Origin of the sequence: Variovorax sp. EL159 (genome assembly GCF_900100965.1) — a bacterium.
Lineage (GTDB): Bacteria > Pseudomonadota > Gammaproteobacteria > Burkholderiales > Burkholderiaceae_C > Variovorax.
The window spans coordinates 16,137-41,887 of record NZ_FMUJ01000013.1; the positions used below are offsets into that span (position 1 = coordinate 16,137).

24 protein-coding genes are annotated in these 25,751 nt (G+C 69.0%); 10 read left to right on the forward strand and 14 right to left on the reverse strand.

The features are described 5' to 3' along the window. Positions 1–15 precede the first annotated feature (15 nt). From BLQ28_RS33470 to BLQ28_RS32265, 7 genes are all read left to right on the forward strand, one after another. Positions 16–2,901 (forward strand): type VI secretion system Vgr family protein, encoded by a 2,886-nt coding sequence (locus BLQ28_RS33470; protein WP_093247415.1) that lies wholly within the window; start codon positions 16–18, stop codon positions 2,899–2,901. A gap of 12 nt (positions 2,902–2,913) precedes the next feature. After that, the gene (locus BLQ28_RS32240; RefSeq protein ID WP_093247416.1) at positions 2,914–5,511 is read left to right on the forward strand and encodes a DUF2169 family type VI secretion system accessory protein; all 2,598 of its coding nucleotides are present in this window, start codon (positions 2,914–2,916) and stop codon (positions 5,509–5,511) included. Further along, entirely contained in the window at positions 5,508–6,569 is a 1,062-nt protein-coding gene (locus tag BLQ28_RS32245; RefSeq protein WP_256327541.1) for a pentapeptide repeat-containing protein, read from the forward strand. Before BLQ28_RS32240 ends, BLQ28_RS32245 begins: the two co-directional genes overlap by 4 nt. After that, on the forward strand, positions 6,566–7,282 hold the full coding sequence (locus tag BLQ28_RS32250) for a DUF3540 domain-containing protein (protein ID WP_093247417.1): 717 nt from the start codon (positions 6,566–6,568) through the stop codon (positions 7,280–7,282). The genes BLQ28_RS32245 and BLQ28_RS32250 overlap by 4 nt, the downstream gene beginning before the upstream one ends. 9 nt (positions 7,283–7,291) lie before the next feature. After that, positions 7,292–7,687, forward strand: coding sequence for a DUF4150 domain-containing protein (locus tag BLQ28_RS32255; protein ID WP_093247418.1), 396 nt, complete (start codon positions 7,292–7,294; stop codon positions 7,685–7,687). 144 nt (positions 7,688–7,831) lie between these two features. Beyond that, positions 7,832–9,532: a type VI secretion system-associated FHA domain protein TagH gene (gene tagH / locus BLQ28_RS32260; protein WP_093247419.1), complete on the forward strand. Its 1,701-nt coding sequence runs from the start codon at positions 7,832–7,834 to the stop codon at positions 9,530–9,532. Positions 9,533–9,593: 61 nt separating this feature from the next. Then, positions 9,594–10,409: a PP2C family protein-serine/threonine phosphatase gene (locus BLQ28_RS32265; protein WP_093247420.1), complete on the forward strand. Its 816-nt coding sequence runs from the start codon at positions 9,594–9,596 to the stop codon at positions 10,407–10,409. Positions 10,410–10,484: 75 nt separating this feature from the next. Here the strand turns inward: BLQ28_RS32265 and BLQ28_RS32270 are convergent, their stop codons facing one another. From BLQ28_RS32270 to tssA, 5 genes are all read right to left on the reverse strand, one after another. Further along, positions 10,485–10,856, reverse strand: coding sequence for a hypothetical protein (locus BLQ28_RS32270; RefSeq protein WP_093247421.1), 372 nt, complete (start codon positions 10,854–10,856; stop codon positions 10,485–10,487). A gap of 73 nt (positions 10,857–10,929) precedes the next feature. Beyond that, positions 10,930–11,415, reverse strand: coding sequence for an Hcp family type VI secretion system effector (locus BLQ28_RS32275; protein WP_093247422.1), 486 nt, complete (start codon positions 11,413–11,415; stop codon positions 10,930–10,932). Positions 11,416–11,585: 170 nt separating this feature from the next. Next, positions 11,586–13,079 (reverse strand): type VI secretion system contractile sheath large subunit, encoded by a 1,494-nt coding sequence (gene tssC / locus BLQ28_RS32280; RefSeq protein ID WP_093247423.1) that lies wholly within the window; start codon positions 13,077–13,079, stop codon positions 11,586–11,588. A gap of 31 nt (positions 13,080–13,110) precedes the next feature. Then, complete coding sequence (tssB, locus tag BLQ28_RS32285) at positions 13,111–13,626, reverse strand: type VI secretion system contractile sheath small subunit (RefSeq protein WP_093247424.1); 516 nt, start codon at positions 13,624–13,626, stop codon at positions 13,111–13,113. Positions 13,627–13,685: 59 nt separating this feature from the next. After that, on the reverse strand, positions 13,686–14,723 hold the full coding sequence (gene tssA, locus BLQ28_RS32290) for a type VI secretion system protein TssA (RefSeq protein ID WP_093247425.1): 1,038 nt from the start codon (positions 14,721–14,723) through the stop codon (positions 13,686–13,688). Between the two features lie 71 nt (positions 14,724–14,794). Here tssA and tssJ point away from each other — a divergent pair, with 71 nt between their 5' ends. Then, complete coding sequence (gene tssJ, locus BLQ28_RS32295) at positions 14,795–15,307, forward strand: type VI secretion system lipoprotein TssJ (RefSeq protein WP_093247426.1); 513 nt, start codon at positions 14,795–14,797, stop codon at positions 15,305–15,307. Between the two features lie 17 nt (positions 15,308–15,324). On the opposite strand, the gene BLQ28_RS32300 is transcribed toward tssJ, so the two are convergent. Both BLQ28_RS32300 and BLQ28_RS32305 read right to left on the reverse strand, forming a co-directional pair. Beyond that, on the reverse strand, positions 15,325–16,485 hold the full coding sequence (locus BLQ28_RS32300; RefSeq protein WP_093247427.1) for a type VI secretion system protein: 1,161 nt from the start codon (positions 16,483–16,485) through the stop codon (positions 15,325–15,327). After that, positions 16,482–17,807: a DotU family type IV/VI secretion system protein gene (locus tag BLQ28_RS32305; RefSeq protein WP_093247428.1), complete on the reverse strand. Its 1,326-nt coding sequence runs from the start codon at positions 17,805–17,807 to the stop codon at positions 16,482–16,484. The genes BLQ28_RS32300 and BLQ28_RS32305 overlap by 4 nt, the downstream gene beginning before the upstream one ends. Positions 17,808–18,055: 248 nt before the next feature. Here BLQ28_RS32305 and BLQ28_RS32310 point away from each other — a divergent pair, with 248 nt between their 5' ends. Next, entirely contained in the window at positions 18,056–18,742 is a 687-nt protein-coding gene (locus BLQ28_RS32310; RefSeq protein WP_093247429.1) for a response regulator transcription factor, read from the forward strand. A gap of 9 nt (positions 18,743–18,751) precedes the next feature. Here BLQ28_RS32310 and BLQ28_RS32315 read toward each other — a convergent pair whose 3' ends face one another. The 6 genes from BLQ28_RS32315 to BLQ28_RS32340 form a co-directional block, all read right to left on the reverse strand. Next, entirely contained in the window at positions 18,752–21,100 is a 2,349-nt protein-coding gene (locus BLQ28_RS32315) for a TonB-dependent siderophore receptor (RefSeq protein WP_093247430.1), read from the reverse strand. Positions 21,101–21,171: 71 nt separating this feature from the next. Then, positions 21,172–22,200, reverse strand: coding sequence for a FecR domain-containing protein (locus BLQ28_RS32320; RefSeq protein WP_093247431.1), 1,029 nt, complete (start codon positions 22,198–22,200; stop codon positions 21,172–21,174). Continuing rightward, positions 22,197–22,697 carry a sigma-70 family RNA polymerase sigma factor gene (locus tag BLQ28_RS32325; protein ID WP_093247432.1) on the reverse strand — a complete coding sequence of 167 codons (501 nt, stop codon included), beginning with the start codon at positions 22,695–22,697 and terminating at the stop codon, positions 22,197–22,199. Before BLQ28_RS32325 ends, BLQ28_RS32320 begins: the two co-directional genes overlap by 4 nt. Before the next feature lie 74 nt (positions 22,698–22,771). Further along, positions 22,772–23,128: a hypothetical protein gene (locus BLQ28_RS32330; RefSeq protein WP_143012613.1), complete on the reverse strand. Its 357-nt coding sequence runs from the start codon at positions 23,126–23,128 to the stop codon at positions 22,772–22,774. Between the two features lie 20 nt (positions 23,129–23,148). Further along, positions 23,149–23,754, reverse strand: a complete 606-nt coding sequence (locus BLQ28_RS32335; RefSeq protein WP_093247434.1) for a sensor histidine kinase — start codon at positions 23,752–23,754, stop codon at positions 23,149–23,151. A gap of 142 nt (positions 23,755–23,896) precedes the next feature. Then, positions 23,897–24,217 carry a hypothetical protein gene (locus BLQ28_RS32340; protein WP_093247435.1) on the reverse strand — a complete coding sequence of 107 codons (321 nt, stop codon included), beginning with the start codon at positions 24,215–24,217 and terminating at the stop codon, positions 23,897–23,899. Positions 24,218–24,427: 210 nt separating this feature from the next. Here BLQ28_RS32340 and BLQ28_RS32345 point away from each other — a divergent pair, with 210 nt between their 5' ends. Beyond that, positions 24,428–25,093, forward strand: coding sequence for an HAD-IA family hydrolase (locus BLQ28_RS32345; RefSeq protein ID WP_371126731.1), 666 nt, complete (start codon positions 24,428–24,430; stop codon positions 25,091–25,093). A 24-nt stretch (positions 25,094–25,117) separates the two neighbouring features. On the opposite strand, the gene BLQ28_RS32350 is transcribed toward BLQ28_RS32345, so the two are convergent. Further along, positions 25,118–25,735, reverse strand: coding sequence for a chalcone isomerase family protein (locus BLQ28_RS32350; RefSeq protein WP_093247437.1), 618 nt, complete (start codon positions 25,733–25,735; stop codon positions 25,118–25,120). Between the last annotated feature and the right edge of the window lie 16 nt (positions 25,736–25,751).

Sequence of the window (25,751 nt, forward strand, 5' to 3'; positions counted from 1 at the left end):
GCAAGAGACACCGACATGGCCGACCACGAGTTCCGCATCGAAAGCGATTCGCCCGCCAACAAGGACCTGATGTTCTGGCGCATCGTGGGCCACGAGGCGTTCTCGCGGCCGTCGAGCTACGAACTCACGGTGCTGTCGACGAACCGCGCCATCGACCCGCGGGCGATTCTCGGGCGTGCGTTCGATGTGGTGATCGAGTTCCTGGATGCCGACGAAGGCAAGCACGAGCGCCATGCCCAGGGCCATGCGGTGCGGTTCGCGCGCGGCGCGCAGATCGGCCGCTTCTTTGAATACCGCATCAGCCTGCGCTCATGGTTCTGGCTGCTCACCAAGCGCACCAACTCGCGCATCCTGCAAGAGAAGCCGGTGCTCGAAGTGCTCGACGCCGTGTTCGAAGACAGCCCGATCAAGGCCGTCAAGAAGATCAAGACCGACGGCGTGACCGGCCCGCACGCGCTGCGCCGCTACTGCGTGCAATACCAGGAGAGCGACTACCGCTTTCTCTCGCGCATCCTCGAAGACGAAGGCATCTACTACTGGTTCGACGCGCATACCGCGCCCGGCACCATGATGCTCGCGGATGTGACCGACATGGCGCACGGCGGCCTGCCGGTGAAGGGCGTGCTCGAGTTCGTGACGGCCGGCGCGAGCGAGGCGCGCTTCAACCAGATCGAGCGCTGGACCACGGCGCGCCAGCTGCAGTCGGGCAAGTACGCCTCGCGCGACGTGGACTACAAGGCCATCAAGCGGCTGCTGAGCACCGGCGCCGACGTGGCCGACAACCACGAGCTGGCCGACTTCGAGGTCTTCGAGTACCCGGGCGGCTACTTCAACTCGGACGACGCCGAAGCCGTGCTGGCGGTGCGCGCCGACGAACTGGACACGCGCCACGAACCGCACTGGGCCGTGACGCACTGGCCCGACGTGGCGGTGGGCCACAGCTTCACCTTCAGCGGCGACCCCGACGGCGCGCGCGACGACGACTACATCATTGCCGGTTGCACCTTCGCGGCCACGCACCCCGGCTACGAAGGCCTGGGCCCCGAGATCGCCGTGCAGCCGATCCGCCGCGTATTGCAGGAAGCGTTGCTCGACGACGCCGTCAACTCCGGCTGCCTCGACGCCTTTCTCGCCATGATCGACACCACGCCCGCGCTCAGCGACAGCACGCGCGGCACCAGCACCTTTTTGATCACCGCGCTGTCGGCCAAGCAGGCCTTCCGCCCGCCGCGCCTCACGCCGCGCGTGACCATGCCCGGCCCGCAGAGCGCGATCGTCGTCGGTGCCAAGGGCAAGGAACTGGACGTGGACGAGATGGGGCGCGTCAAGGTGCACTTTCACTGGGACCGCTACGACGACCGCGAGGAACACGGCGAGAAGTCGACCTGCTGGATCCGCGTGTCGCAGCCCTGGGCCGGCAAGGCGTGGGGCGGCTACTTCATGCCGCGCATCAAGCAGGAGGTGATCGTCGACTTCATGAACGGCGACCCCGACCGGCCGATCATCGTCGGGCGGGTCTACAACGACGACCAGCCGATTCCCTACAAGTCGCCCACCCAGAGCGGCTTCAAGACACGCTCCACGCCGGGCGGCGGGCCCTCGAACTACAACGAGATCATGTTCGAGGACAAGAAGGGGCAGGAGCTGGTCAACGTTCATGCCGAGCGGAACATGTCGACCTCGGTGGAAGTGGACGACTCGCTCTCGGTCGGGCGAGACCAGAGCGAAACGGTGGACCGCGACCGCACCGCGCTGGTCAAGCGCAACGAGAAGAACACGGTGGCGGAGATACAGACCAACGTGGTGGGTATCTCGCAGAGCAACACCATCGGCGCGGGCGGCCAGAAGACGCAGGTGAAGGGCTTCCAGGAAAACATCTTCCATGCGAGCCAGAAGACTTCGGTGGTGGGCTTCCAGGCGCTCACGGTGACGGCCAACCAGAACGTGGCCATCGGCGGCTTCCAGGGCACGGTGGTGGGCGCGAACCAGGACGTGGGCGTGGTCGGCTTCCAGACCACCTCGGTGGGAGCCGACATGGCCTACCTCGTCACCGGCAACACCAAGATGCAAAGCGGCGGCGTGCGCAACGACGTCACGGGCGGCAAGCACGCCATCATGGCCAACCAGATCAAGCTGGTGAGCAACACCTCGGTCGACATCATGGCGGTGGGTGACATCAACTCGACCTCCATTGGCTCCAACACCACCGTGCTGGGCTCCAACTCGAGCGGCTACATCGGATCGAACAGCGAGGCCAACCTGGGCGTCACGCGCTCGACCTTCATGGGGCTGAGCATGAGCAATGCGCTGGCGGTGGACATCGCGAACTTCGCGGGTGTGCAGATCGAGAACACGGCGGCCATCCGGCTCAGCAACGTGGCGACGGTCAACCTGAGCCAGAACGGCATAGACCTCGACCTGCAGACGATGAAGATCATCTCGGGCGGAGGTGGTGGCGGCGCTGCGGCCAGCGGTGGCACGGCGGGCATGGTCGCGGGTTTCGTGATCGGCGGCGCTGCGCTGATCAGGGGGCTCTTCGACGTCAAGGCCACCTTCGACCAGTACCAGAAGGCCAAGACCGACCTCGAAACGGCCGCGCAGGAGGCACGCGACCAGGGCTTGACGAATCTGGCGAGCCGGCTGACGCGGCTGGCCGCCGTCGCAGACCGGCGAGGGACTGAAGGCGGGCTGGCCATGATTCCCATCGTCGGCGGCTTGGCGATGGGGTTCGACGATCAGTTTCTCGGCGGCACCAATGCCAGCAGCACCGCCGATGCCCTGAAAACGGACGAGTCCTCGGCGGGCGCTCGCCCCGCCGCGCCGCCCGCGCCGGTCATCCCGGCCGTGCCGGACATGCCCCCGCTTCCGCCGCCCTACACGCCACCCCATGGCGGCTCCTGAAGCCGTTCGCGCATGCAAGTGACCAAGCCCCAGGCGCTCGGCCTGTCGACCCGGCCGGTGGAGTACCGGAAGCGCTTCGGCCTGTGCGTCACCGCCTGCCTGCACGTGCCCTTTGCGCAGGGCGAGCGCGGCGCGCTGTGGAGCGAGCAGTCGATGTGGGACTTCCTGTCGCAAGAGATGGCGGTGCCGCTGATCGATGAAGGCGTGGCCAAGCTCACGGCCGAGTTCCTGGTGCATGGCCGCGCCTTTCCGCAACCGGGGCAGCCCGCCGCCTGCGCCGTGCGCGCGCGGCTGGGCACGCGAGAAAAAACCTTGCTGGTCTTCGGCGAGCGCCGGTGGGACGGTGCACAGGCCACCGCGCCCGAGCCCTTCGCGCAGATGCCGATCGACTGGGCGCATGCCTACGGCGGCACGGACTTCGCGCTCAACCCCGCGGGCAAGGGCCGCGCGGTGCAGGGCGGGGCGCAGTGGTTGCCCAACATCGAGCGGCCCGACGCCCGCCTGCTGCGGCCCGATCACGCCGTGCCGCCCGCGGGATTCGGCGCGCTCGAGCCCATGCATCCGCAGCGCGCGCAGTACCGGGGCACCTACGACGCCGGCTACCTGCAGGCCCATGCGCCCGGGTTTCCGCCCGACCTGGACTGGCGCCACTTCAACCTCGCGCCGCCGGACCAGTGGTTCGACCAGCCGCTGCGTGGCGACGAGCCCTTTGCCTTCGATCACATGCATGCGGCGCAGGCGCACATCGAAGGCCGCCTGCCGGGCCTTTGCGCGCGCGTGTTCGCGGGCTACCGCACGGGCGAGGGCAGCGAGCCCAAACTGCGCGAGGTGCCGCTGCGGCTGACCACCGCGTGGTTCTTCCCGCATGCGGAACGCGCCATCCTGCTGTTCCAGGGTCTGGCCGAAGTCGCCACCGACGACGGCGCCGATGTCGTGTCGCTGATGGGCGCGGTCGAGCGGCTCGGCGAACGCCGAAGCGACGCGCACTATGCGGACGCGATCGCGCGGCGCGCCGATCCGCGCACGGGCAGCGTCCACATGCTGCACGACGGCGACCTGCTGCCCGATGGGCTCGACATCTTCGATCCCGCTGTCGAAGCCGCGCGCGCGGCCTTCGCCATGGACGGCCTGCAGGGCGAGGCGCAGTTCCTGCGCGCCGAGACCGACGTGGCCCTGGCACGCGAAGAGGTCCGCGGCCAGGGGCGCGACCCCGATGCCCTCGGCATCAAGATGCCGGTGCGCGAGAAGGTGCCCACCGGCGCGGAACTCGCGCCCTACGTGGAACGCCAGATGAAGGAGGCCGAGCGCCAGCAGTGGGCCGCGCTCGAAGACGCCGTGACGCAGGCAGAAAAGGCGCTGGCCTTCGCGGCCGAGCACAAGCTGCCGCTGGCCGCGCTGCAGCATCGCGGGCCGCCGCGCTTCAGCGCCGAGGGGCGGTTCGACGCGATGCGCGCCGACCTCGCGGCGCAGGGCAAGGCGGTGAACGCCGCCGCCGTCTACCCCGCGCTCGTGCAGCAGGAGGCCGCCGAGCGGCTGGCCTACCGGCAATCGGCGCATGCGCAGGCACCGGCCGACCCCATGCCGGCGGCCGAGGCGCAAACGCTGCGCGGCGAGATCGCGCGGGCCGCGGCCAGCGGCATGCGCTACTTCGAGAACATGGACCTCACGGGCGCCGACCTCTCGGGCCTCGATCTGCGCGGCGTGAGCTTCGCGGGCGCGTGGCTGGAGAGCGCCAATCTGTCGAAGTCCAATCTGTCGGGCGCCGACTTCTCGGGTGCGGTGCTCGCGCATGCCGACCTGCGCGGTGCCGTTGGCGTGGGCGCGAAGTTCGCCGAGGCCAACCTCGGCGGCGCGCAACTGGCCGGCGCGGTGTTCGATGAAGCCGACCTGCGCGGCGCGGTGCTGAGCGGCTGCCTGCTCGCCGACACCCAACTGCGTCGCGCACAGCTGGCCGGCGCCCAACTGCTCGACACGAAATGGGGCGCGGCCGACTGGAGCGGCGTGCAGGCGGCACGCCAGGTGTTCTACAAGCTCGACCTCCAGGGCCTGGTGCTGGCCGAGGCCGAACTCAGTGACTGCAGCTTCATCGAGTGCAACCTGAGCGGCTGCGATCTGCGTGCCGCTCGGCTGCAGCGCGGCAACTTCGTCGGCTGCAAGCTCGACGGCGCGCGGCTGGCCGGCGTGCAGGCCGAAGGCGCGGTGTTCGTGCAGGGCTGCAGCCTCGCCGGTGCCGACCTGAGCGGTGCACAACTGATGCGCTGCAATTTCGGCGAGACCCAGCTCGAAGGCGCACGGCTCGTGCAGGCGCGGCTCGATGGCGCGAACCTCACCGGCGCCCGCTTCGCGCGCTGCGACCTGCGACTGGCCAGCGCGGCGGGCGCCATGCTGCGCAAGGCCGTGCTGCGGCAGGCCGTGATGGCGGGCATGAACCTGTCGAACGCCGTGATGCACCACGCCGACCTGCGCGGTGCCGACCTGCGCCGCAGCAATCTCTTCGGTGCCGACCTGTCGCGCGTGCGGCTCGATGGCGACGTGCGTTTTGAAGACGCCATGCTCAAGCGCGCCCGCACCTGGCCGCGCCTGACGCCGGAAGAACAGGCCGCGCCATGATGAGCCCCGAACTGCTGTCGATGGCCGTCGCCATCGGTGAACCGGTCGTCGGCATGGACCTGGGCAAGGGCGCCTATGCGCGCGCCGCGCTCGGCGGTGCCGTGTTCTCGCGCACCCGGCTGGCCGAAGCCGACCTGCGCGGTGCCGACCTGCGCGAAGCCGTGTTCGAGCAGTGCGACCTGCGCGGCGTGCTGCTGGCGGGCGCCAACCTGCGGCGCGCGGTGTTCGACCACTGCACGCTCGACCATGCCGACCTGCGCGGCGCCAACCTGCATGCCGCGCTGTGGACCGAATGCCAGGCGCCGCATGTGCAACTGGCCGACGCGCAACTGAGCATGGCGACGCTGACCCGCTCGCGGCTCGACCACGCCGTGCTGCGCGGCGCGAACCTCGACTCGGCGCTGCTCGACGCCACGGGCCTGCTCGACGTGTGCGCCGACGGTGCCCACTGGCGCCAGACCACCGTGTCGGCCTGCGACCTCACGCTGCTGACCTGGGCCGGCGCCACGCTGCAGCGCGTGGCCTTCATCGGCACCGACCTGCAGGGCAAGTCGTTCGCGCGGTTGCAGGTCGAGGGCTGCCAGTTCCTGAATTCGCAACTCGCGCGCGCCGATTTTTCCGAAGCCGGCATGCGCCAATGCAACTTCCAGGGCGCGACGCTCGACGGCGCCTGCTTCGCCAGGGTGCGGGCCGCGGGCGCGCTGTTCTGCGAAGTGCAGGGCGAGAAGACGGACTTTGCCGGCGCGCAACTGCGCCAGGCGCTCTTTACCGGGGCGCGCCTGCCCGGTGCCAACTTCACCGGCGCCGACCTCTACCAGACGCACTTCGCCGGTGCCCGGTTGCCGCGCGCGCAACTGGCCTCGGCCGAACTCACCTACGCCGACTTCAGCCATGCCGACCTGTCGGGTGCCGACCTGCGCGAAGCCGCGATGTTCCGCACCGTGCTGCACGGCGCGAACACGCAAGAGGCGCGCATGACCGATCGCGCCCGCGCCATCGAAGAAGACCCCGACCTGGCCGCCGCCGAACGCTGGCAACCCATGGAGCAGACCTCATGACCTCACCATCGAACGCCACCCTTTCGTCATCGCCCGCACGCGGCCGCCGCAAGGCCCGAACGGTCACGTCGCCGCAGCCCCAGCCGCAACAGGCGCAGCAGCCTCAACAGCCGCAGGCGATTGCCGCCGGCTGGTGCGTGGGCACCGTCAGCGCCTGCGGGCCCGAGGGCTTCGCCGTGCTGAGCGGCACGCTGCAGCGCAACGGCCGCCGCGCCGCGAGCTGCCTGCTGGAGCCGCGCGTGGGCGACAGCGTCGCCTGCATGGAAGTGGCGCCCAAGGAACTGTGGATTCTTGCGGTGCTGCAGCGCGAAGGCGGCCAGGCCCACGTGCTGCGGCTGTCCGGCGACACGCGCGTGCAGGTCGACGACGGCGCGCTTACCTTCGCGGCGCCGCGGCTCGCGCTGCATGGCGACCAGCTCGAAGTGCGCGCGCGTGAAGGGCGCATGGCGGTGGAGTCGGTCGAACTCGTCGGCCGCCACCTGCGCGTGGTGGGCAGCGTGGTCAAGCTGGTGGGTTCGGTGCTCTCGACGGTGATGGACCGCGTGAGCCACTACAGCAGGCACTACGTGCGCACCACCGACGGCACCGACCGCGTGGCCGCCACGCACGTCGAGTGCGAGGCGCGGCAACTGCTGCGCCTGTCCGGCGAGCACACGCTGGTGAACGGCGAGAAGCTGGTCAAGACGCGCGGCGGCCAGATCCATTTCGGCTAGGAGCGCATCGTGTTCGCCAACTGCCAGCTGATGGGCACCGACATGGGCTTTCCCGATGTGTGCATCACACCGGCCGCGCCCTCGCCGATTCCGGTGCCGTACCCCAACATCGCCATGGGGCCGATGGCCATTCCCAACTGCCCGACCATCCTGGTGATGGGCGCGCCGGCGCACAACCTGGGCACCGTCATCCCGATGACCAACGGCGACAACGCGGGCGTGATGCTGGGCGTGGCGTCGGGCACCGTCATGGGGCCGAGCCGCCACGTCACCGCCGCCTTCACCGTGCTGCTGCAGGGCATGCCGGCCACGCGGCTGACCAGCGTGTCGATACAGAACAGCACCAACTGTCCCGGCGTGCGCGTGGTGCCGAGCCAGGCCCTGCTGCTGCTGCTCTCGCCGTGAGCGGGCGCGGCACGCGGCATGCAATGGCGCAAGGCATACCTCTTACGGCGAGATTGCCAACGTGTCCCCCGGAATGAATACTCCCTGTGAGTCTTTTCGTTCGCGTGTGCGAAGGGTGTATGGGCGTCGCCCGGGGGCCGGTTCATGATCCAAATCGCTGTTATCACCCGGCAAGGCACGCCCGCGGGGCAGCCCATGGTTGCCGAGTTCGGACCGCAGGGCGGCACCATCGGACGCGCCGACACCAACACGCTGGTGCTCGACGACCCCGACCGCACCGTGTCGCGCGTGCATGCGCAGGTGCTGTGCCGCGACGGCCACTACTTCATCATCGACCGGGGCAGCAACCCGATGCAATGCAACGGGCAGTCGCTGGGGGCCGGCAACGAGGCCGCGCTGACGGACGGCGCGCACCTGGTCATCGGCAGCTTCGAACTGGGCGTGCGCGCGGTAGCCGCTGGCGCCGGTGCCGGCGCGGCGCCGGCCGTCGAGGCGATACCGCAGACAGTCGCCGTGCCATCGGGCGACGATCCCTTTGCCGACCTGCTCGCCGGCCTCGGTTCGCCGGCCGTGGCCAAGCCTGTTGCGCCTGCGGCGTCTGCGCCATCGGCCGATGCGATGCTGTTCCCCGACCCGATGGAAAGCGGCTCGCGCAACGCGCATGCGGCGCAGGTCGACCCCTTCGCGAACCTGCTGGGGCCCACGCCCGCATCGGCACCTGCCGCCGGCCTGGGTGCGCTCGATGACTTCTCCGATCTTGGCGCGCCACCCGCGCACGGCAAGGCGGCGGGCATCGATGCGCTGTTCGGCGGCATGGACAGCGGTGGCGGCATCGGCGGTGATCCGCTCGCGCTGTCGCCGTTGGCCGACCCTTTGCTGCAGCCCAACACGGCCTCGTCGGCAGATCCGTTGGCCGCGCTGCAACGCACCGCGCCGCCCACGCCGACACCGCGATCGGACCACCTGCCGATCGACCGCTTCGGCTTCACCCCGCCGAAGGCCGTTGCACCGCCGGTGCCGCCCGCGCCACCTGTGCAGCCCACGCCATTGCCTGCGGAAGAGCTGCCCCGGTTCGACGACATGACGGGGTTGCCGATCCGCATCAGCGGGCCGGAGCCCACGGGCAAGCTTGCCGAGGCGCCGGCGTTGCCGCCGATGCCTGTGCCCGCACCAGCGCTGGCACCGATGCCCGTGCAGCATTCCCCCGCGCCGATTGCATCGCCAGCCGCACCGCGCGCCGAACGCGCCGCGTCCGACGACGAACTGCTCGCCGCCTTCCTGCGTGGCCTGGCCAGCACGCACCAGCCGCCCGAGATGCTCACGCCCGGCCTGATGGAGCGTATCGGGTCGATGCTGCGCAGCGCCACCGAAGGCACGCTGCAGCTGCTGCTCACGCGCCAGGAGTTCAAGCGCGAGGTGCGGGCCGAAGTCACGATGATCGCGGCGCAGGCCAACAACCCGCTCAAGTTCTCGCCCACGGTCGAGGTGGCGCTGGCCCATCTGCTGGGCCCCGGCGTGCGCGGCTTCATGCCGCCCGAGGCCGCGATGCGCGACGCCTTCAACGACCTGCGCGCCCACCAGTTCGGCGTGATGGTGGGTATGCGCGCGGCGCTGGCGCACGTCATCGCGCGCTTCGAGCCGGCCGAGCTGGAAAAGAAGATCAGCGCAAAGTCGGCGCTCGACGCGCTCTTCAGCGCCAACCGCAAGGCCAAGCTGTGGGACCAGTTCGTGGCGCTCTACGGCGGCATCGCGAGCGAGGCGGAAGACGACTTCCACAGCCTCTTCGGCAAAGCTTTTCTCGAAGCCTACGAAGAGCAGATGGCGCGCCTGAAGTCGGACACCTGAGAAGAAGACCACGACGCACGGCCACGACAACGACAACAACAGCACACGCGAGGCACCCCGCTTGGAAATCGAAATCGTCACGCTCTCCCGGCAGGGCGGCCGCAGCTACAACGAAGACGTGTTCGGCCACTGGCACGACGAGCGCTATGTCGCGTGCCTGGTGGCCGATGGCGCGGGCGGCCATGGCGGTGGCGACGTGGCGGCGGCCACGGCGCGCAGCAGCGTGCTGGGCGGCTTCTCGGCCGCGCCCGGCCTCGACGAAGCGGTGCTGCGCGGGCTGGTCGAGCAGGCCAACCGCGACGTGGTGGCGCGCCAGGCCGAGGGCGGCAAGCTCGCGGGCATGCGCTCGACCATCGTCTTCGCGGCCATCGATCTCGAAAGCCAGGCGCTGGCCTGGGTGCACAGCGGCGACAGCCGCGCCTACCTGTTCCGAGGCGGCGCCATCGTGGCGCGCACCACCGACCACAGCCTGGTGCAGCAGATGGTGGCCGGCGGCATGCTCGACGAAGAAGGCGCGCGGCTGCATCCGCAGCGCAACATGCTGCTGTCGGCACTGGGCTCGATCGAGGAGGCGCCCGACATCGCGGTGTCGGACCGCATGCGCCTTTTGCCCGGCGACGTGTTGCTGCTGTGCAGCGACGGCGTGTGGGAGCCGCTGGGCGACGAGCTGCTGGTCGACACGCTGCACGCCGCGCGCACGCCGAGCCAGTGGACCGAGCTGCTCGACGCGCAGATCAAGGCCCATGCCAAGCCGGGCCACGACAACTACACGGCACTGACCCTGTGGGTGATCGAGGACGACGGCGATGACGTCACGCAGCTGCTGCCGGCGAGCGTGGATGAAGAGGGCGAGACGATGCCGGCACCGGCACCATAGCCGCGCAAACGGCGAAGTTGCCTGAAGCGTGCCCCGCAAAGAAGCACGCCGCAGGCAACGCCCTGCACGAAGCAATCAGGGATTGAAGGGGTTCTGGGCGCGATGCCACGCGTCCATCGAGCGAACCGTCTTGATGCCGCAGATCGAATCGATCTTGCCGGCGTAGTTCTTCAGGTCTTCGCCGTTCTTGTCCTGCTGGTACTTGTAGAACCACACGGCGACGGACGTGTCCTGGTTGTACACGTCGCCCGTCAGGGCGTCTCCGTAGGGCAGTTTCTCGCCGCCGAAGGTGCCGCTGAAGTAGTCCTTGAGAAGCTCGTGGATCTTGCGCACGTGCGGGCCCTTGCCGTTGTAGTTCGGCAGGATGTGGGCGGAGTTGTGGTTGGCGGCGGCGTTCAGGCGCTGGTCGCCATAGAACAGCCAACTGGTGCATGAGTAGTTGGACATGGGATCGCTCCTTGCGTCGGGCTGGCAGGCACCCGGGCAGCGGCCAGGCCGGCGCGCTGCCCGATGGGTGGCTTCAGTTTTCCGCCTTGCCCTTTTCGGTGTCCCACTTGAACTCCGGACCTGCGCTGAGCTTGCCCGTGCTGTCCTGAACCTTGTATTCGAACTTGATCTTCTTGTAGGAGCAGGAGACCGATTCCGACACCTCGCCGTTCTGGATGCCGCTGACCTGCACGCTGGTGATGAAGACGTGCTCCAGCGTGATGATGATGTAGTCCTCCTGCTTGCCGCCGGCCTTGCGGCCGGTGAGCTTGAGCTCGTCCAGGTGCGTGCCCGAGGCGCAACGTTGCGCCAGGTTGGGCGACTGCTTGCCGTAGTGGGCGGTGAAGGTCAGGTCGGCCGGTTCGGCCTTGCCGCTGCCGGAGCCGCCGCCGCTCTGGGCGCTGCTGTGGTTGCTCACGGCCCACGTCCAGCTCGTGATCTCGATTTCTTTTTCGTGGTTTTCCTTGCCGGACTCGCCTTCGACGCCTTTGGGCTTGACGTAAAAGTCTGAAGCTGCCATTTCAATGCTCCTTGATGATGCCCATGGGTTGCGGGCGGGTGGTTGATCGACTCTGATGTGACTGCCCCCGGTCCGTTCGCCGAAGCTGCGTTGCGGGAGCTACATGGAGAACGAAAAAGGGGGCGCCGGTTTGAAGCACCGGCCCGTAAAAACAGGCGCTCTTTTCCGGCTTACTTGGCGCCCTTGGCCGAGGGCAGCTTGGACACCAGCCGCAGCGAGACCGTGAGGCCCTCGAGCTGGTAGTGCGGGCGCAGGAAGAACTTGGAGGTGTAGTAGCCGGGGTTGCCCTCGACCTCTTCCACCACCACTTCGGCGGCGGCCAGCGGCTTGCGCGACTTGGTTTCCTCCGACGAGTTGGCGGGGTCGCCGTCGACGTAATTCATGATCCATTTGTTGAGCCAGCGCTGCATGTCCTCGCGCTCCTTGAAGCTGCCGACCTTGTCGCGCACGATGCACTTCAGGTAGTGCGCAAAGCGGTTGCAGGCAAAGAGGTAGGGCAGGCGCGCGGCCAGGTTGGCGTTGGCCGTGGCGTCGGGGTCGTCGTACTCGGCGGGCTTGTTCAGCGACTGAGCGCCGATGAAGGCCGCGAAGTCGGAGTTCTTGCGGTGGATCAGCGAGAGCAGCCCGGCCTTCGACAACTCGGCCTCGCGCCGGTCGCTGATGGCGATCTCGGTGGGGCACTTCTGGTCGACGCCGCCGTCGTCGCTCGGGAAGGTGTGCAGCGGCAGGTTTTCCACCGCGCCGCCCGACTCGATGCCGCGGATGCGCGAGCCCCAGCCGTAGAGCTTGTACGAGCGGTTGATGTTGGTCGCCATGGCATAGGCCGCGTTGGCCCATGCGTACTTGCTGTGGTCGGCGCCGGCCGTGTCTTCCTCGAAGTCGAACTCTTCCACCGGGTTGGTGTTGGCGCCGTAGGGCGTGCGCGCCAGGAAGCGCGGCATGCACATGCCCAGGTACTTGGAGTCGTCCGACTCGCGCAGGCTGCGCCAGCCGGCGTACTCGGGCGTGAGGAAGATCTTGGTCAGGTCGCGCGGGTTGGCCAGCTCCTGCCACGACTCCATCTGCATCAGGTTGGGGCTGGCGCCGGTGATGAAGGGCGCGTGCGCCGAAGCCGCGATCTTGGCCATCTCGCCGAGCAGCTCGACGTCGGGCGGGCTCTGGTCGAAGTGGTAGTCGCCGACGATCGCGCCGAAGGGCTCGCCGCCGAACTGGCCGTACTCCTGCTCGTAGATCTTCTTGAACATCGGGCTCTGGTCCCAGGCCGCGCCCTTGAACTTCTTGAGGTTCTTGGCCAGCTCGGTCTTCGAGATGTCCATCACCCGGATCTTCAGGTGCTCATCGGTCTCGGTGTTGTTCACCATGTAGTGCAGGCCGCGCCACGCACTCTCGAGCTTCTGGTAGTCGGGGTGGTGAATGATCCGGTTCACCTGGTCGGTGAGCTTGGCGTCGATCGCGGCGATCATGGCCTGGATCGACTTGGTCACGTCCTTGCCGATGACGGTGCTGTTCGCCAGCGCCTGCTGCGCGAGCGTGAGCACGGCGGCTTCGACGGCGCTCTTGGCTTCGTCGCTGCGCGGCTTGAATTCCTTTTGCAGCAGCGACGAAAAGTCGCTGCCCGCGTACGCGACATCTTTCAGCGCGCTCTGTTCGAGTGCTTCGGCCATGGTGATCTACTCCTCGTTGCTCAAATGGGATTCAGGCGGCCGGGGTGGTGCCGTCTTCGGGTTTCTTGCTCGCGGCCAGGGTCTGCAGCAGGGCCGGGTCTTCGAGCACCTTGGCCAGCAGGTCTTCGGCGCCGCCCTTGCCGTCCATGTAGGTCACGAGGTTCGACAGCTGCGTGCGCGCCTCCAGCAGCTTGTTGAGCGCACCGACCTTGCGTGCCACGGCGGCGGGCGAGAAGTCGTCCATGTTCTCGAAGGTGAGCTCGACCTTCAGGTCGCCTTCGCCGGTGAGCGAGTTCTCGACAGCGAACGCGGCGCGCGGCTTCATGGCCTTCATGCGCGCGTCGAAGTTGTCGACGTCGATCTCCAGGAACTTGCGGTCGGCCACGGGCGCGAGCGGGTCGGCCGGCTTGCCCGAGAGATCGGCGAGCACGCCCATCACGAAGGGCAGCTGGATCTTCTTCTCGGCGCCGTACAGCTCCACGTCGTATTCGATCTGGACCCGTGGCGCCCGGTTGCGGGCGATGAATTTCTGACTGCTCTTGGCCATGGAGATGCTCCTTGCGGGTGTGAATGGGGTGCGGGTCGGGTGCTGTCGCGGTTACTCGGTTACTCGGAAGGGCGCCTGCCCGTCACGGTTTCGATGGTGTCCATCGCGTTGGGCGCGAGGTTGGCCATGATTTCGAGAAAGCTCACGCCGATGAGCTTCTTGGCGCGCTCGATCAGCAGCGGCGCGGGGTTGCCGGGCTCGGACTGCTCGAGGTAGCGGATCACGCGGTCGAGCATCTGCACCGCGTCCTGCCGGTTCTGGATCTCGCCGCTCGGGGCGGCGGGGCGGGCCGTGGTGCCGGCTGCCTGCGACCCGTCGGCTCCGGCGTTGGCATCGGTGGCTGCATCGCCCGCGGCACCGGCGCCGACACCGCAGGCCTTCTTCAGCACGCGTCCCACGGTGCGAAGCGGTGTCAGGTCGATCGCATCGGAGCGGCCGGTGCGCTCGACCAGCAAGGCCTGCAGCCTGTCGAGCAGCGCGAGCACGTTCGTCGCGGCCTGCAGCAGTTCGGGGCTCGATGCCTGGATGGCCTCGATGCCGCCCTGCACCTGCGAGGCCGAGTAGGTGGCTTCGCCGCCCACCGCGTCCAGGATGTTGTGGGCCACGGCAATGTCGCGCACGCGGATCGGCCCCACGCCGGGCGCCATGCCCACCTGCGCGTCGTACAGCTCGCGCAGCATCGTCTGGCCTTCGTCGCAGAAGGGCGCCAATGCGTTCAGGCGCATCGTCGGGTCGTTGTCGTCGTCGGCATCCAGCTTTGGATGTATGCCTTCCCAGAAGGTGTCGAGCAGGCCGTTCAGCAACTGGAGCCCGGCGACGAAGCCGGCCACGCCCTGCATGTGCGTGGCGGCGCGCAGCAGCAGCACGGCAACGCGCACGTCCTTGCTGCGGCGCAGGATCGCGTCGCACTGTTCGGCCACCGCGCGCCACTCGGGCTCGACCGCGGGGATCACGGTGTCGCCGAACTGCTGCTCGGGCTTGCCTTGCGCGGCGGCCACGAGCGCGATGAAGTCCGGGTCGTACTCCAGGTCGTCGCCGCATGGCGAGGCCTCGCCGATGGGCGCGAGCAGTGCTTCGACAAGTTCGTGAGTCAGCATGTTGCCTGTTGGAGTTCGCTGGTGATAATCAAAGATGCGTCAGGACCGGTCAATGCAACGAAGGGAATAGCATGCGCACGCTCGGTACACACCATTCGTCCTATGGAGGCTTTCTGGCCGCTGCTTCGCGGCGACGCATCGCAGCCTTTGGCCTTGCTGCAGCGGGTCTTTTGATTGCGGGCTGCGCGAGCAAGCCGGTGGTCACGCCGGTGTCGATCACGCTGGCGGCCGGCGCCGATGCCAACCCCGATGCACGCGGACGCGCATCGCCGCTCACGGTGCGCGTGTATGCACTCAAGTCGTCGGGGCCCTTCGAAAGCGCCGACTTCTTCTCGCTGTTCGAGAAGGACCAGGCCACGCTCGGCGCCGAACTCGTGCAACGCGAAGAAGCGCTGCTGCGGCCCGGCGAAAGCAAGAAGCTCGACCTCACGCTGCCGGCGGACGCCAAGGCCATCGGCGTGATGGCGGCGTTTCGCGACCTCGACCGCGCACGCTGGCGCGAGGTGCGCGCGGTGGAGCCGGGCAAGCCGCAAACGCTCAACGTGACCTTCGGCGCGCGCCAGATCCGCATCGACGCGAAGTAGGCGCGGCGCGCCGGTTTTCACGGTGCGCCCGCCGTGGTGTTCGATGCTGGGCGCCCCGGCCGCACCAGTGGCTGGTCGACCGGCAGGAAGCGCTCGAACAGGTCGCCGACGAACGCACCGCCGGTGGCTTGCGATGCCGACGCGGTGAGGTAGAGGCCCCGCCAGCGCGGCGCGCGCCTGCTCTTGCCGTGGCCCTCGAAGAGCACCTGCGCGAACGCGCGCAACGCGGGCTGCAGTGCACGCACCGCTTCCACGAATTCATGGATCGCCAACCGGCCCGAGGGACCGGCCTGCTCGCGCAGCAGCGCCATGCGCAGGCCATGCAGTTGCCGGGCGATGGGATCGAACACGGCATCGAAGCGCTCGGCGGCCGGCGTGTCGATGACGGGGGACGGATCGGTCAGGCGATGGCCCAGCACCTGTGCGAGCACCTCGGGCGGCAGGGCGCCGCGCAGCGTGGCGTAGCCCGCGAGCTGTTCGAGGCCGGTCACGACGAGGTAGGTGGGCAGCTGCAGGCGCAGGGTGTCGCTTGCTTCGTCGAGCGCGCGGCGCATCCGGGCGGCCAGGGGCATCAGTTCGGTGGCGTCCGCGTGCAGCAGCTCGCTGGCGCCGACACAGGCCACGAGGCCGTTCAGCGGCAGGCGCTCGCGCCGCTGCGCCAGCGCGAGCAGCGATTGCAGCCACAGGCTGCGCTGCGTGGGCGTGGCGGCCGCGTCGCCTACTGCGTCGGGATGGACCTCGATGGCCACGGTGGCGCCGGTCAGCCACCAGCGCCACCACCAGCCCTCGCTGGTGGATTCGCTGTCGGGGGCATGTGGATGTTCGGGCGCATGTTCGTGTGGGTGCGCACGTTCGCCATGCGCGGTCGCAAAGAGGCCCAGCAGGTTGGCGGCGGCATCGCCGAAGAAAAGAAACCACGGCACGGGCGCGGCGGTTCGTCGCCATGGCGTGCGGCGCGTGGCTTGCTGCGTCTGCGCCATGTCTTCCTTGAGGGCGTCGAGGGCGGCCTCGCCGGTGTCGTCGGCCGGTGCGCCCAATGCCTCGATGCGGCGGCGCAGCGCACGGCGGCGCGCACCGCGGCCCGCGTCGTGCACCACGGCATACAGCAGCGCGAAGCCGATCGCGCACAGCGCCAGCAGGAGCCAGAAGCGATGGGTGGGCGACAGCAGGGCGTTCATCGCGCGACCGTTTCAAGGAACACGAAGTCGGCGATCAGCCGGTCGCCGTTCTTGCTGGCCGCGAGCACCTCGCGCAGCCGCAGCAGGTAGTCGGAGGCCAGCTCGTAGGGCGGCCGGTCGGAGGTTTCGCTGAACGGCATCGGCGCCGACAGCACCGTGATGAGTACGTTGCCGAAGGGCGGGCTCACGAGCCAGCTCGACGGGATGTCGCGGCCCAGCTCCAGCGTCTGGCCGGCGCGCAGCTGCGTGGGCGCCTGCCCGGTATTGAGGTGCATGACCGAGCCGTCGGCGGTGTAGTAGTCGACCCAGATGTAGCTGTCGTGGCGCGGCGCCACGATCTGCACGCGCACGTTGTCGCCTTCGCGCAGCTTGCCGTCGCGGGCCGACGGCGCGCTCACGTCGAGCCCGTAGGCCTTCTCGTGGTTGCGCGCCTGGTAGGGCTTGAGGATGGAGAACACCTCGCAGTGCGGCCACACGCGCAGGCCGACGTCGAAGCGCGGCGCCTTGACGCCGGGCATCGCGCGCACGTCGCGCTCGACCCGCGGCAGGTCGGCGGGCAGCGAGACGAAGCCGCTCACGTGCGTGCGGCCCTCCTTGTCGGTGGTCGCCGTGAGGTCCGCGCAGGCAAAGCTCTGCAGGTGCTGCTCGATGCGCTGCGTGAGCGCGGTGTCCGCCGCCGGTGGCCCGGTGGACCAGAGCCACAGCAGGTAGAGCAGCGGCAGCAGCAGGGCAAGGGCCGCGCCGCTGCGCAGCAATGCGCGGTCGCGCCGGTGGGTGTCGTAGGGGCCGCGCGGATCGGGCACGCCGTAGGGCTGCGGCGTGATGTGGTCCTGCGCCAGGCTGCCGGTGGCCAGCGGCGGCGTGCGCAGCTGGTGGCCGTGCAGGTCCTTGAGCTTGCCGAGCTCGCCCTGGTCGCCGTCCTCGAAGTAGTACTGGCCCTTGAAGCCGAGCGCCAGCGCGTGCCAGTAGACCTCGCGCACCTCGTCGTCCTGCGCCGTCAGTGCCGAGAGGTGGTGGAAGAACTCGCTGTGCGCGTTGCTGGAGTTGAAGAGCTGCGCCTGCAGCGGCGGTGCGCCGCTGGCCGCGCCGGGATGGCGCGCGAGGATCTCGTCGATCCACGCGACCATCGCGAAGGCGGCCGATTCGATCTGCGTCGCGGGCGTGCCCGATGCCTCGGCCTCGGCGCGCGCGGCGTCGAGCAGACGGCGCGCCTGTTGCTGCGCCGCGTCGTGCGGTGGGGCGGGGCGGCCGCCTGCCAGCGCGGCATCGAGCGCAAGACCGAATGCGATGAATGCCGAGAAGCAGTCGAACAGACGGGCCATGACTGCGCCCGCTCAGTCGTGCGTGGCAAATGCGAAGGATGCCTTGCACCGGCGTCTGCAGCGATGGCACATGCCCATGTCCCCGGTTCCTTCGAGTGGGTGTTCATTCTTTCAAAGGGGTCGCGGCAGGCGCCATACCGCTTGGGGTCTATGCCGTTGGGTGGGGCCCGCGGCCTTGCTGCGCGGGGCAATCGCCGTTATCTTCGGCATCCGCCAGCTGAATGCATGCTGGGACACGGGGAAAAGCCATGAAAATCCTGATCGCCGACGACCACCGGCTCGTCATCGAGGCGGTCAAAGCCAAGTTGTCGGAGCTGGCACCCGGTATCGAATTCGTCCTGGCGATGAGCGTCGACGAATTGCTTGCCGGGGCCACCGATGACCTCGACCTGGCCCTGATCGACCTGAACATGCCTGGCGCCGACGGCCAGGCCCACATCGACGAAATCCGGCATCGCCATCCGGCGGTTCCGGTGATCGTGCTGTCTGGCTACGAAGACCCCGCCATCATGCGCAGTGCCCTCGAACGCGGCGTGCTCGGGTTCATACCCAAGGCCTACTCGCCCGAGGTCATGCTGTCGGCGGTGCGCCTCGTGCTGGCCGGTGGCGTGTACGTGCCGCCGATGATGCTGACGGCGCTGCCGCCCGGCATCGTCGCGGGCGTGGCGCCGCAGCCCGGCGCCGAAGCCATGGCGCGTGGCGGCGGCAGCAACCAGACGTTGGAGCACCTGCGCAGCGTGCTGACCGAGCGCCAGGTCGAGGTGCTGCAACTGCTGTCGCAGGGCAAGCCGAACAAGCTGATCGGGCGCAGCCTGGGCATCAGCGAAGGCACGGTCAAGATCCACCTGGCCGCGATCTTTCGCGCGCTGAACGTGCGCAACCGCACCGAGGCGGTGGTGGCGGCGCAGGCGCTGACCGAGGCGCAGCAGGCCTGAGCCCTTCGGCTACCAGCGGAAGGTGGCCTTGGCCTGCAGCGCGCGGCCCTGGCCGAAATACTGGCCGTTGCCCGCGACATAGGTCCTGTTGAAGAGGTTGGTCGCGTTCAGCGCAAAGGTGTAGGGGCCGCGCTCGTAGCGCAAGGCCGCATCGACCAGCGTGTAGGCCGGGTTGTAGAAGCTGTTGTCCGCGCTGGCCGGCACCTTGCCGACATAGCGCACGCCGCCGCCGACGCTCCAGCCGCGCCACTCGGGGCCGCCGAGCCGGTAGTCGAGCCACAGCGACGCGGTATTGCGCGCGGTCTGCACCGGCTGCTTGCCCACTTCGGCGAGGTTCAGGCTGCGGGTGACCTTGGCATCGAGAAAGGTGTAGCTGGCCACCAGCTTGAGCTGTTTCGTCAGCGCGGTCCGGGCTTCGAACTCGGGCCCGCGCGAGCGCACTTCGCCGATCTGCGCGGAGGGGGTGAACAGGTACGGGTTGATGGTCGCGACGTTGTTCCTGCGCAGGTCGAAGACCGAGACCGTGAACAGCGCGTCCATGCCCGGCGGCCGGTATTTCAGTCCGGCCTCCAGCTGCCGCCCGAGTTCGGGCTTGAAGAGGCTTCCGTTCGCCAGGGCTCCGGGCAGCGGCGTGAAGGAGGTCGAGTAGCTGAAGTAGGGCGCCAGCCCGTTGGGCGCAAGGTACAGCAGGCCCGCGTTGTAGGTGGTCTTGGTGTCCGGCCCCTGCGCCGTCAGCACGCCGCCGGTGTAGGAGTTGCGGGACTGGTCCCGGCGCACGGCCAGCCCCAGCGACCACGGGCCCGAGCGCATCTGGTCCTGCACATAGATGCCGTGCTGCCTCAGCCCGTCGCTTGCGATGGCCGAGCCGAACACGGGCCCGACGGTCGGCACGGCCACCGGCGCTCCGTAGACCGGCACGAAGGCATCGATGGACGACGCGGGGCCCGCACCGATTTTCTTGTCGCTCACATAGCGCTGGTAGTCCATGCCGATGAGCAGCGTGTGTGCGACGCGGCCGGTGCGAAGGCGGCCCTCGACCTGAATGTCGAACGCGGACGTGCGGCTCTTGTCGACCAGGCGCCGGATGCCGCGATCGAGCGTGCGCTGGTCGCTCTGGAAAGCCAGGCCGTAGACCTGCTGGTAGTCGATGTCCAGCTTGGCGTAGCGCGCGTTCTGGCGCAGGGTCCAGTTGTCGCTGAGCTGGTGCTCGAACAGGTAGGTGACCGAGGACGCATTGCGGTTGTAGTGGTCCACGCCCGGCTCCCCGATGAAGCGGCTCCTGGAGATGCGGCCGTAGGGGTTGGGCGTGATGAGCGCACCCACCGGCCATGCGCTCTCGGGCGTCATGCGGTCGCGCGTGACCTCGGCCAGCAGCGTGACCTTGGTGCGCGCCGAAGGCTTCCACGTCAGGGCCGGCGCCAGGAAGTTGCGGTCGTCGCGCGAGAAGTCGGTTTGCCCGCTGCTGCTGCGGAAGAGGCCGTTGAGCCGGAACAGCAGGCTGCCGTCGTCGTTCAGCGCGCCGCCCAGGTCGAAGCTGCCCTGGTAGCGGTTGTTGTTGCCGATCGACAGCCCCACCTCGCGCACCGCTTCCGCCGAAGGGCGCTTGGACACCATGTTGATCACGCCGCCCGGTGCGGCCGGGTCGTACACCGTGCCCGGCCCTTTCAGCAGTTCGACGCGCTCCAGCCCTTGCGGCTCGATCAGCCAGCCGGAGTAGGCGTTCGAGGTGTAGAGCTTGAAGCCGTCGAGAAACTCCGCCGGTGCAAAGCCGCGTACCGTCAGCGACGACAGGCGCGGGTCGTAGCCCTTCACCTCGGTCAGCACGCCGGCCGAGTAGCGCAGCGACTGCTCGACGGTGTGCACGGCCTGGTCGTCCATCTGCTCGCGCGTGACGACGGTGACGGCGCGCGGCGTTTCGATCAACGGGGTGTCGGTGCGCATGGCGGTGGCGCTGCGCTGCGCGACGTAGCCGTGGACGGGGCCGTCCGCATGCTCGGTCTCGGCGGTCACGGTGAGCGTGGGCAATGCGGCGCTGCCCGTGGCTTCGGCTGTGGCGGCCGGCGCAGGTTGCACCGTGTAGGCGCCGCCGTCGCCGCGCACGGCGGCCAGCCGGTGGGCCGACAGCAGCGCGGCCAGGCCCTCGGGCACGGTGCGGTGGCCCGTGAGCGCATCGGCCTGCTTGCCGCGCACCAGCGCGGGGTCGAAGGACAGCGTGATGCCGGCCTGCCGCGCGAACCGGTTGAGTGCGTCTTCGAGCGGGCCCGCGGGCACCTCGAAAGCGGCGCGCGCGGCATCGCCCGCCTGCGCGCAAGCGTGTCGGGCAGGCGCGGCCCATCCCGCCGCGATGCCGAGCAGCATCGCGGGAAGCAGGATGGGCCTTGCCGCAAGGGACCGCCAGAACCCGGGAGGGCGGCCTTGAAGAGGTCGTCTCAACGCCTGGAAACAGTCAACGTGTCCCCCGTGCCGTGTTGGAGCCGGACGGGCAGCGTCCGTACCAGTGCTTCGAGTGCGCGGCCCACCGGATCGGGGCCGTTGAGCTGGAAGACGCCCGACACCCGCAGCGATGCCACGTCGGCATCGCACAGCAGCGGCGCGCCACGGTAGCGGGCCAGTTCGGCCACGAAGGCATCGAGGCGCATCTGCTTGGCCACCAGCGCGCCGTCGGTCCAGGCATCGCTCTCGAAGCTGCGGTCGACGATGCGCTGGGGCTCGGCGGTGTTGGCGCGGATGATGTAGCCGTCGCCGGCCTGCGCGATCACGGCGGGTGCATCGCCGGCGTGGATGGCCACGCGGCCTTCGGTCATGGACAGCCGCGTTTCGCTTTCTTCCTGGCGCACGCCGAAGCGCGTGCCGAGCGCTTCGAAGCGCGCATGCGGCGCCTCGACCCAGAAGGCGCGGTGGCCGATCATCGCGCCGGTGTCGGCGCCGGTGCGCACGAACAGCTCGCCACGGCGCAGCACGATCAGGCGCCGGCGCGGCGAGAACACCACCTGCACCTCGGAGCCGGTGTTGAGGTTCAGCTCGGTGCCGTCGGCCAGCATCACGCGCTTGCGCTCGCCGATGGCGGTGGCGTAGTCGGCGCGCTGCACCCAGGGCGCCTCGCGCCAGACGGCAAGGCCGAGCGCGCCGCCGGTGACGGCAAGGCCCAATACGCTCATCACACCGAGTGCGCGGCGCCGGCCCTGCGCGGCGCGCATGCGGGTGGCGGCCTGCAGCGCGCCGTGGGCCAGCGCGCCATTGGCGGGCGGCACCTGGCGGAAGGCGTCTTCGACGGACTGCACCCGCTGCCAGGCCTGCTCGTGCGTGGGGTGGGCGGCGCGCCAGGCGTTGCAGGCTTCGTGCACCTGGCTGTCGGCGCTGCCCGAGCCGAGGCGCACTGCCCAGGCAATGGCCTGGTCGAGCAGTTCGTGCGGGCTTTCGCCGTTGGGCGCGGAGGAGGAGGGGAATGCGGGTTTCATCGCAGCGAGAGGCAGTGGCGGATCGCGCCTGCCATGTACTTTTCGACCGAGCTCAGGCTCACGCCCAGGCGTTGCGCGATCTCCGGGTAGCTCAGGCCGTCGAGCCGCGACAGCAGGAAGGCACTGCGCGCCTTGGGCGCCAGCCCGTCGAGCATGGCGTCGATGCGCATGAGCGCCTCGACCAGCAGCAGCTGCGTTTCGGGCGATGGCGCCTGCGGCTCGGGCAGGCTGGCGATGGCTTCGAGGCAGGCGCGCTCGAGCGTGCGGCGCCGGATGTGGTCGACCGCGAGGCCGTGCGCGATGGTGGTGAGCCAGGCGCGGGGCTCGCGCGCCTCGGTGGCCTCGCGGGGGCGACCGAGCACGCGCAGGAAGGTGTCTTGTGCGAGGTCGGCGGCATCGCCCGCGTGGCCGAGCTTGCGGCGCAACCAGCCCACCAGCCAGCCATGGTGGTCGCCGTAGAGCGTCTCTACGTCGCGGTCGGTGGGGCGGTCCGGCATGAAGGGGGGATGCAAGTCGTTCGGGAACGCAGCGAGGGTCGCGAGCATGAATCTATCTCACTGGGTTGACATATTTAAACAGCGAACCCGTCCGCCTTGGGCAAGGAGGCCATCCGCACGGCCACGCGTGCGGCCTTGGGTGCGGGGCAGCGCAGGCCCTGGCGCGGCGTGCCTTCGCCGCCCTTGCGTGGACTGGTCTGCATGATCGGCGCGAGCGTGGAAAGACTGGTACTGGCCGGTGGCGCGAAGCGGTTCACGGGGCGCCTGTCGGGCTCGCAGGTGCCGAGGTTGAGAGAGGCGATGAGGCCAATGGCCGCTGCGCCGATGCAGCACCAGTCCCGCAGGCGCGAGAGGCGGGACGCGGTGGGCCGGCCGGCCGCGTCGTCGCCAGTGGCGGTCGATGGAGGCGAAGAGATGCATCGCAGCGTCATGGTCATGCCTCGGGTCGACATCAGAGGTCCGTTGCCGATGCATGCGCCTCGCGCTGGCCGTGCAGCGGAAACCGCACCGTGAGGCAGCCATCGCCCAGTGGCGAGGGCGCGGCGTAGATGCGCGCGCCGTACCGCGCCGCGATCGTCTGGCAGGCCAGCACGCGCGCGGCCGTGGCGTGGTCGGCCGTGGCAAAGGCGTGCGAGAGGCGCGTTGCGCCCGCGCTGGCGTCGCGCCAGTTGATGACCGCGTGCTGCCCTTCGGCGCGGGCCAGCACGTGCAGCGTGGTGCCTTGCTGCAGCGTGCCGGCCGCCACGTCGAGGATGTGGGCGATGAAGCGGGGCAGGTCGCCCGGGACGACGGCGACGGTCAGCGCCTCGTCCGGCAGGAAGAGGTCGAGGTGGATGCCCCGGCGCGCCAGCATCGGTCCGTGGGTCTGCGGCATTGCGCGCAGCGGCTGCCGCAGGTCGATGGGCTCGCGGTCGGCGGCGGGCTCTTGCCGGTGGAAATGCGGGTCGGGTGCGCGCGATGGCGAAAGGGTGCGCAGGCCGAACGCCTTGCCCGTCAGCCAGGCGGCGCCGAGGGCGAGAAGCGACGGCCGGGCAAGGCCGGTGGTGCCGGCGCTCATCGGGCTGCAGCCTTGGTGCGGGCGGTGGCGAGGAAATTTTTCTGAAGCATGGCGAGGTGGCTCCTCTTGGGTTTCAGGTCAATGCATCCGTATGCCGAACGGGCGTGCCGAAACCCGTAATGGCGTGGGCAAAAAAAATGCGTCAGGGGTTCGTGGGCTTCGCGGCGTCCGGCGGCTGCTTCGGCTCTGCAAGCAGCATCACCAGCATCACGACATGCAGCAGCAGAACCAGCGCGGCGGAAGCCCCCATCAGCCAGCGCTCGAGAGCGTCCATCGCCCAGTTGCCGGGGTTGTTGCCGAAGTCGCCGTGCCCGAAGAAGTGCAAGCCGACGAGGCCCGCGATCGGCGTGGCGAGCGTGAGCGCGATCCAGAACACCGGGGGCAGCGCGAACAGGGCGATGTGGCGCGCGGGGCGCCCGTCAGGCGGCACGAGGCGGGCATGCGAGGGGATTTCTGGGCACATGGCGGATGAGGTCCTCTGTCGGTGGCAGGTGAATTCATCCTGTTGCCGAACGAGGTCGCCGAAACCCGCAAAGGGGAGCGCAAAAAACCGGGGAGGCAGAATTCGCCCCTTCCCTTTCTTCTTCTCTCTTCAGCCGGTCAGACTGCCTTGGACGCTTTTTCCCCAGACCTCTCCCGCTTCGACGCCGCCATCGTCGACCTCGATGGCACCATGGTCGACACGCTCGGCGATTTCGCCGCGTCTCTGAATGGCATGCTCGGCGATCTCTCGTTGCCTCACGTGGCCCCGGCTGCCATCGAAGTGATGGTGGGCAAAGGCTCGGAGCACCTGATTCTTTCCGCGTTGGTACACGTGATGACGCCTGCCGGCACCACGCCCTCGGCTGCCGAAGCGGGCGCGCTGAAGGCGAAGGCCGAGGGGCTGTTCGACCGTGCGTGGGCGCGCTACCAACACCACTACCTGGCCATCAACGGCCAGCATTCGGCGGTGTACCCGGGCGTGATCGAAGGGCTGAAGGCGCTGCGTGCGCGCGGCCTTCGGCTGGCTTGCCTGACCAACAAACCGACCTCGTTCGCCAAGCCACTGCTGGCCGCGAAAGGGCTCGACGGCTTCTTCGAGTGGGTGTTCGGTGGCGATGCGTTCGAGCGCAAGAAGCCCGATCCGCTGCCGCTGCTCAAGACCTGCGAGGCGCTGGGCACGGTGCCGGCACGCACGCTGATGGTCGGCGATTCGAGCAACGACGCGCGTGCCGCACGCGCCGCGGGCTGCCCGGTGGTGCTCGTGAGCTATGGCTACAACCACGGCGAGCCGGTGCGCGGCGTGGATGCCGACGGCTTCGTGGATTCGCTGGCCGAGCTTGCGGCCACGGCCGCGTAGAGACAGGGGGATCTGGGCGCAGGGCTACTGCTTGCCCAGCAGTGCGTCCTTCAGCTTCCAGTCGGCCGGGTTCGGGCCCAGCCAGATGCGCAGCAGCGCATTGAAGAAGGCGGGCTCCTTCACCGGATCGGGCTGCGGTACGCCGCGCACGGTGATGACGGTGCCGGTGCCCGGCAGCCAGTCGATGGTGAAGGTGTCGCCGGTTTTCAGCTGCTTCTGGTCCGCGAACATCTGGCCCATGCGCAGCAGGCCCGGGATCAGGTTGACCATTTCGCTCTTGGGCGAGTTCTCTTCCACGCCCTTGGTGAAGAGCTTGCCGAGTTCGTTGGCGTCGATGTCGCGCAGCATCGTGATGGCCACGCGCTTGGGGCCCGGCGCGGCCAGCGCTTCTTCGGGCGTCGACACCTTCTTGCCCACATAGAGGCCAGCTGTGTAGACCTTGAAGATGGCCTTGTAGCGAATGCCCGCACCGTTCAGCTGCAAGGGGCTGCCGCGCAGATCCATGCGGTCTTCGAGCTTGACGCCGGCCACGTCGACCTGCGCGGCCGAGGCGCCGAGTGCCGTGGCAAGACAGGCCAGCACGGCCCAGCGAGCGCACTGGGAAAACAGGGTGAACACGGTCGGGAGCGAAGGTGCGAGCAAGTGAGCCTCCTGGAAT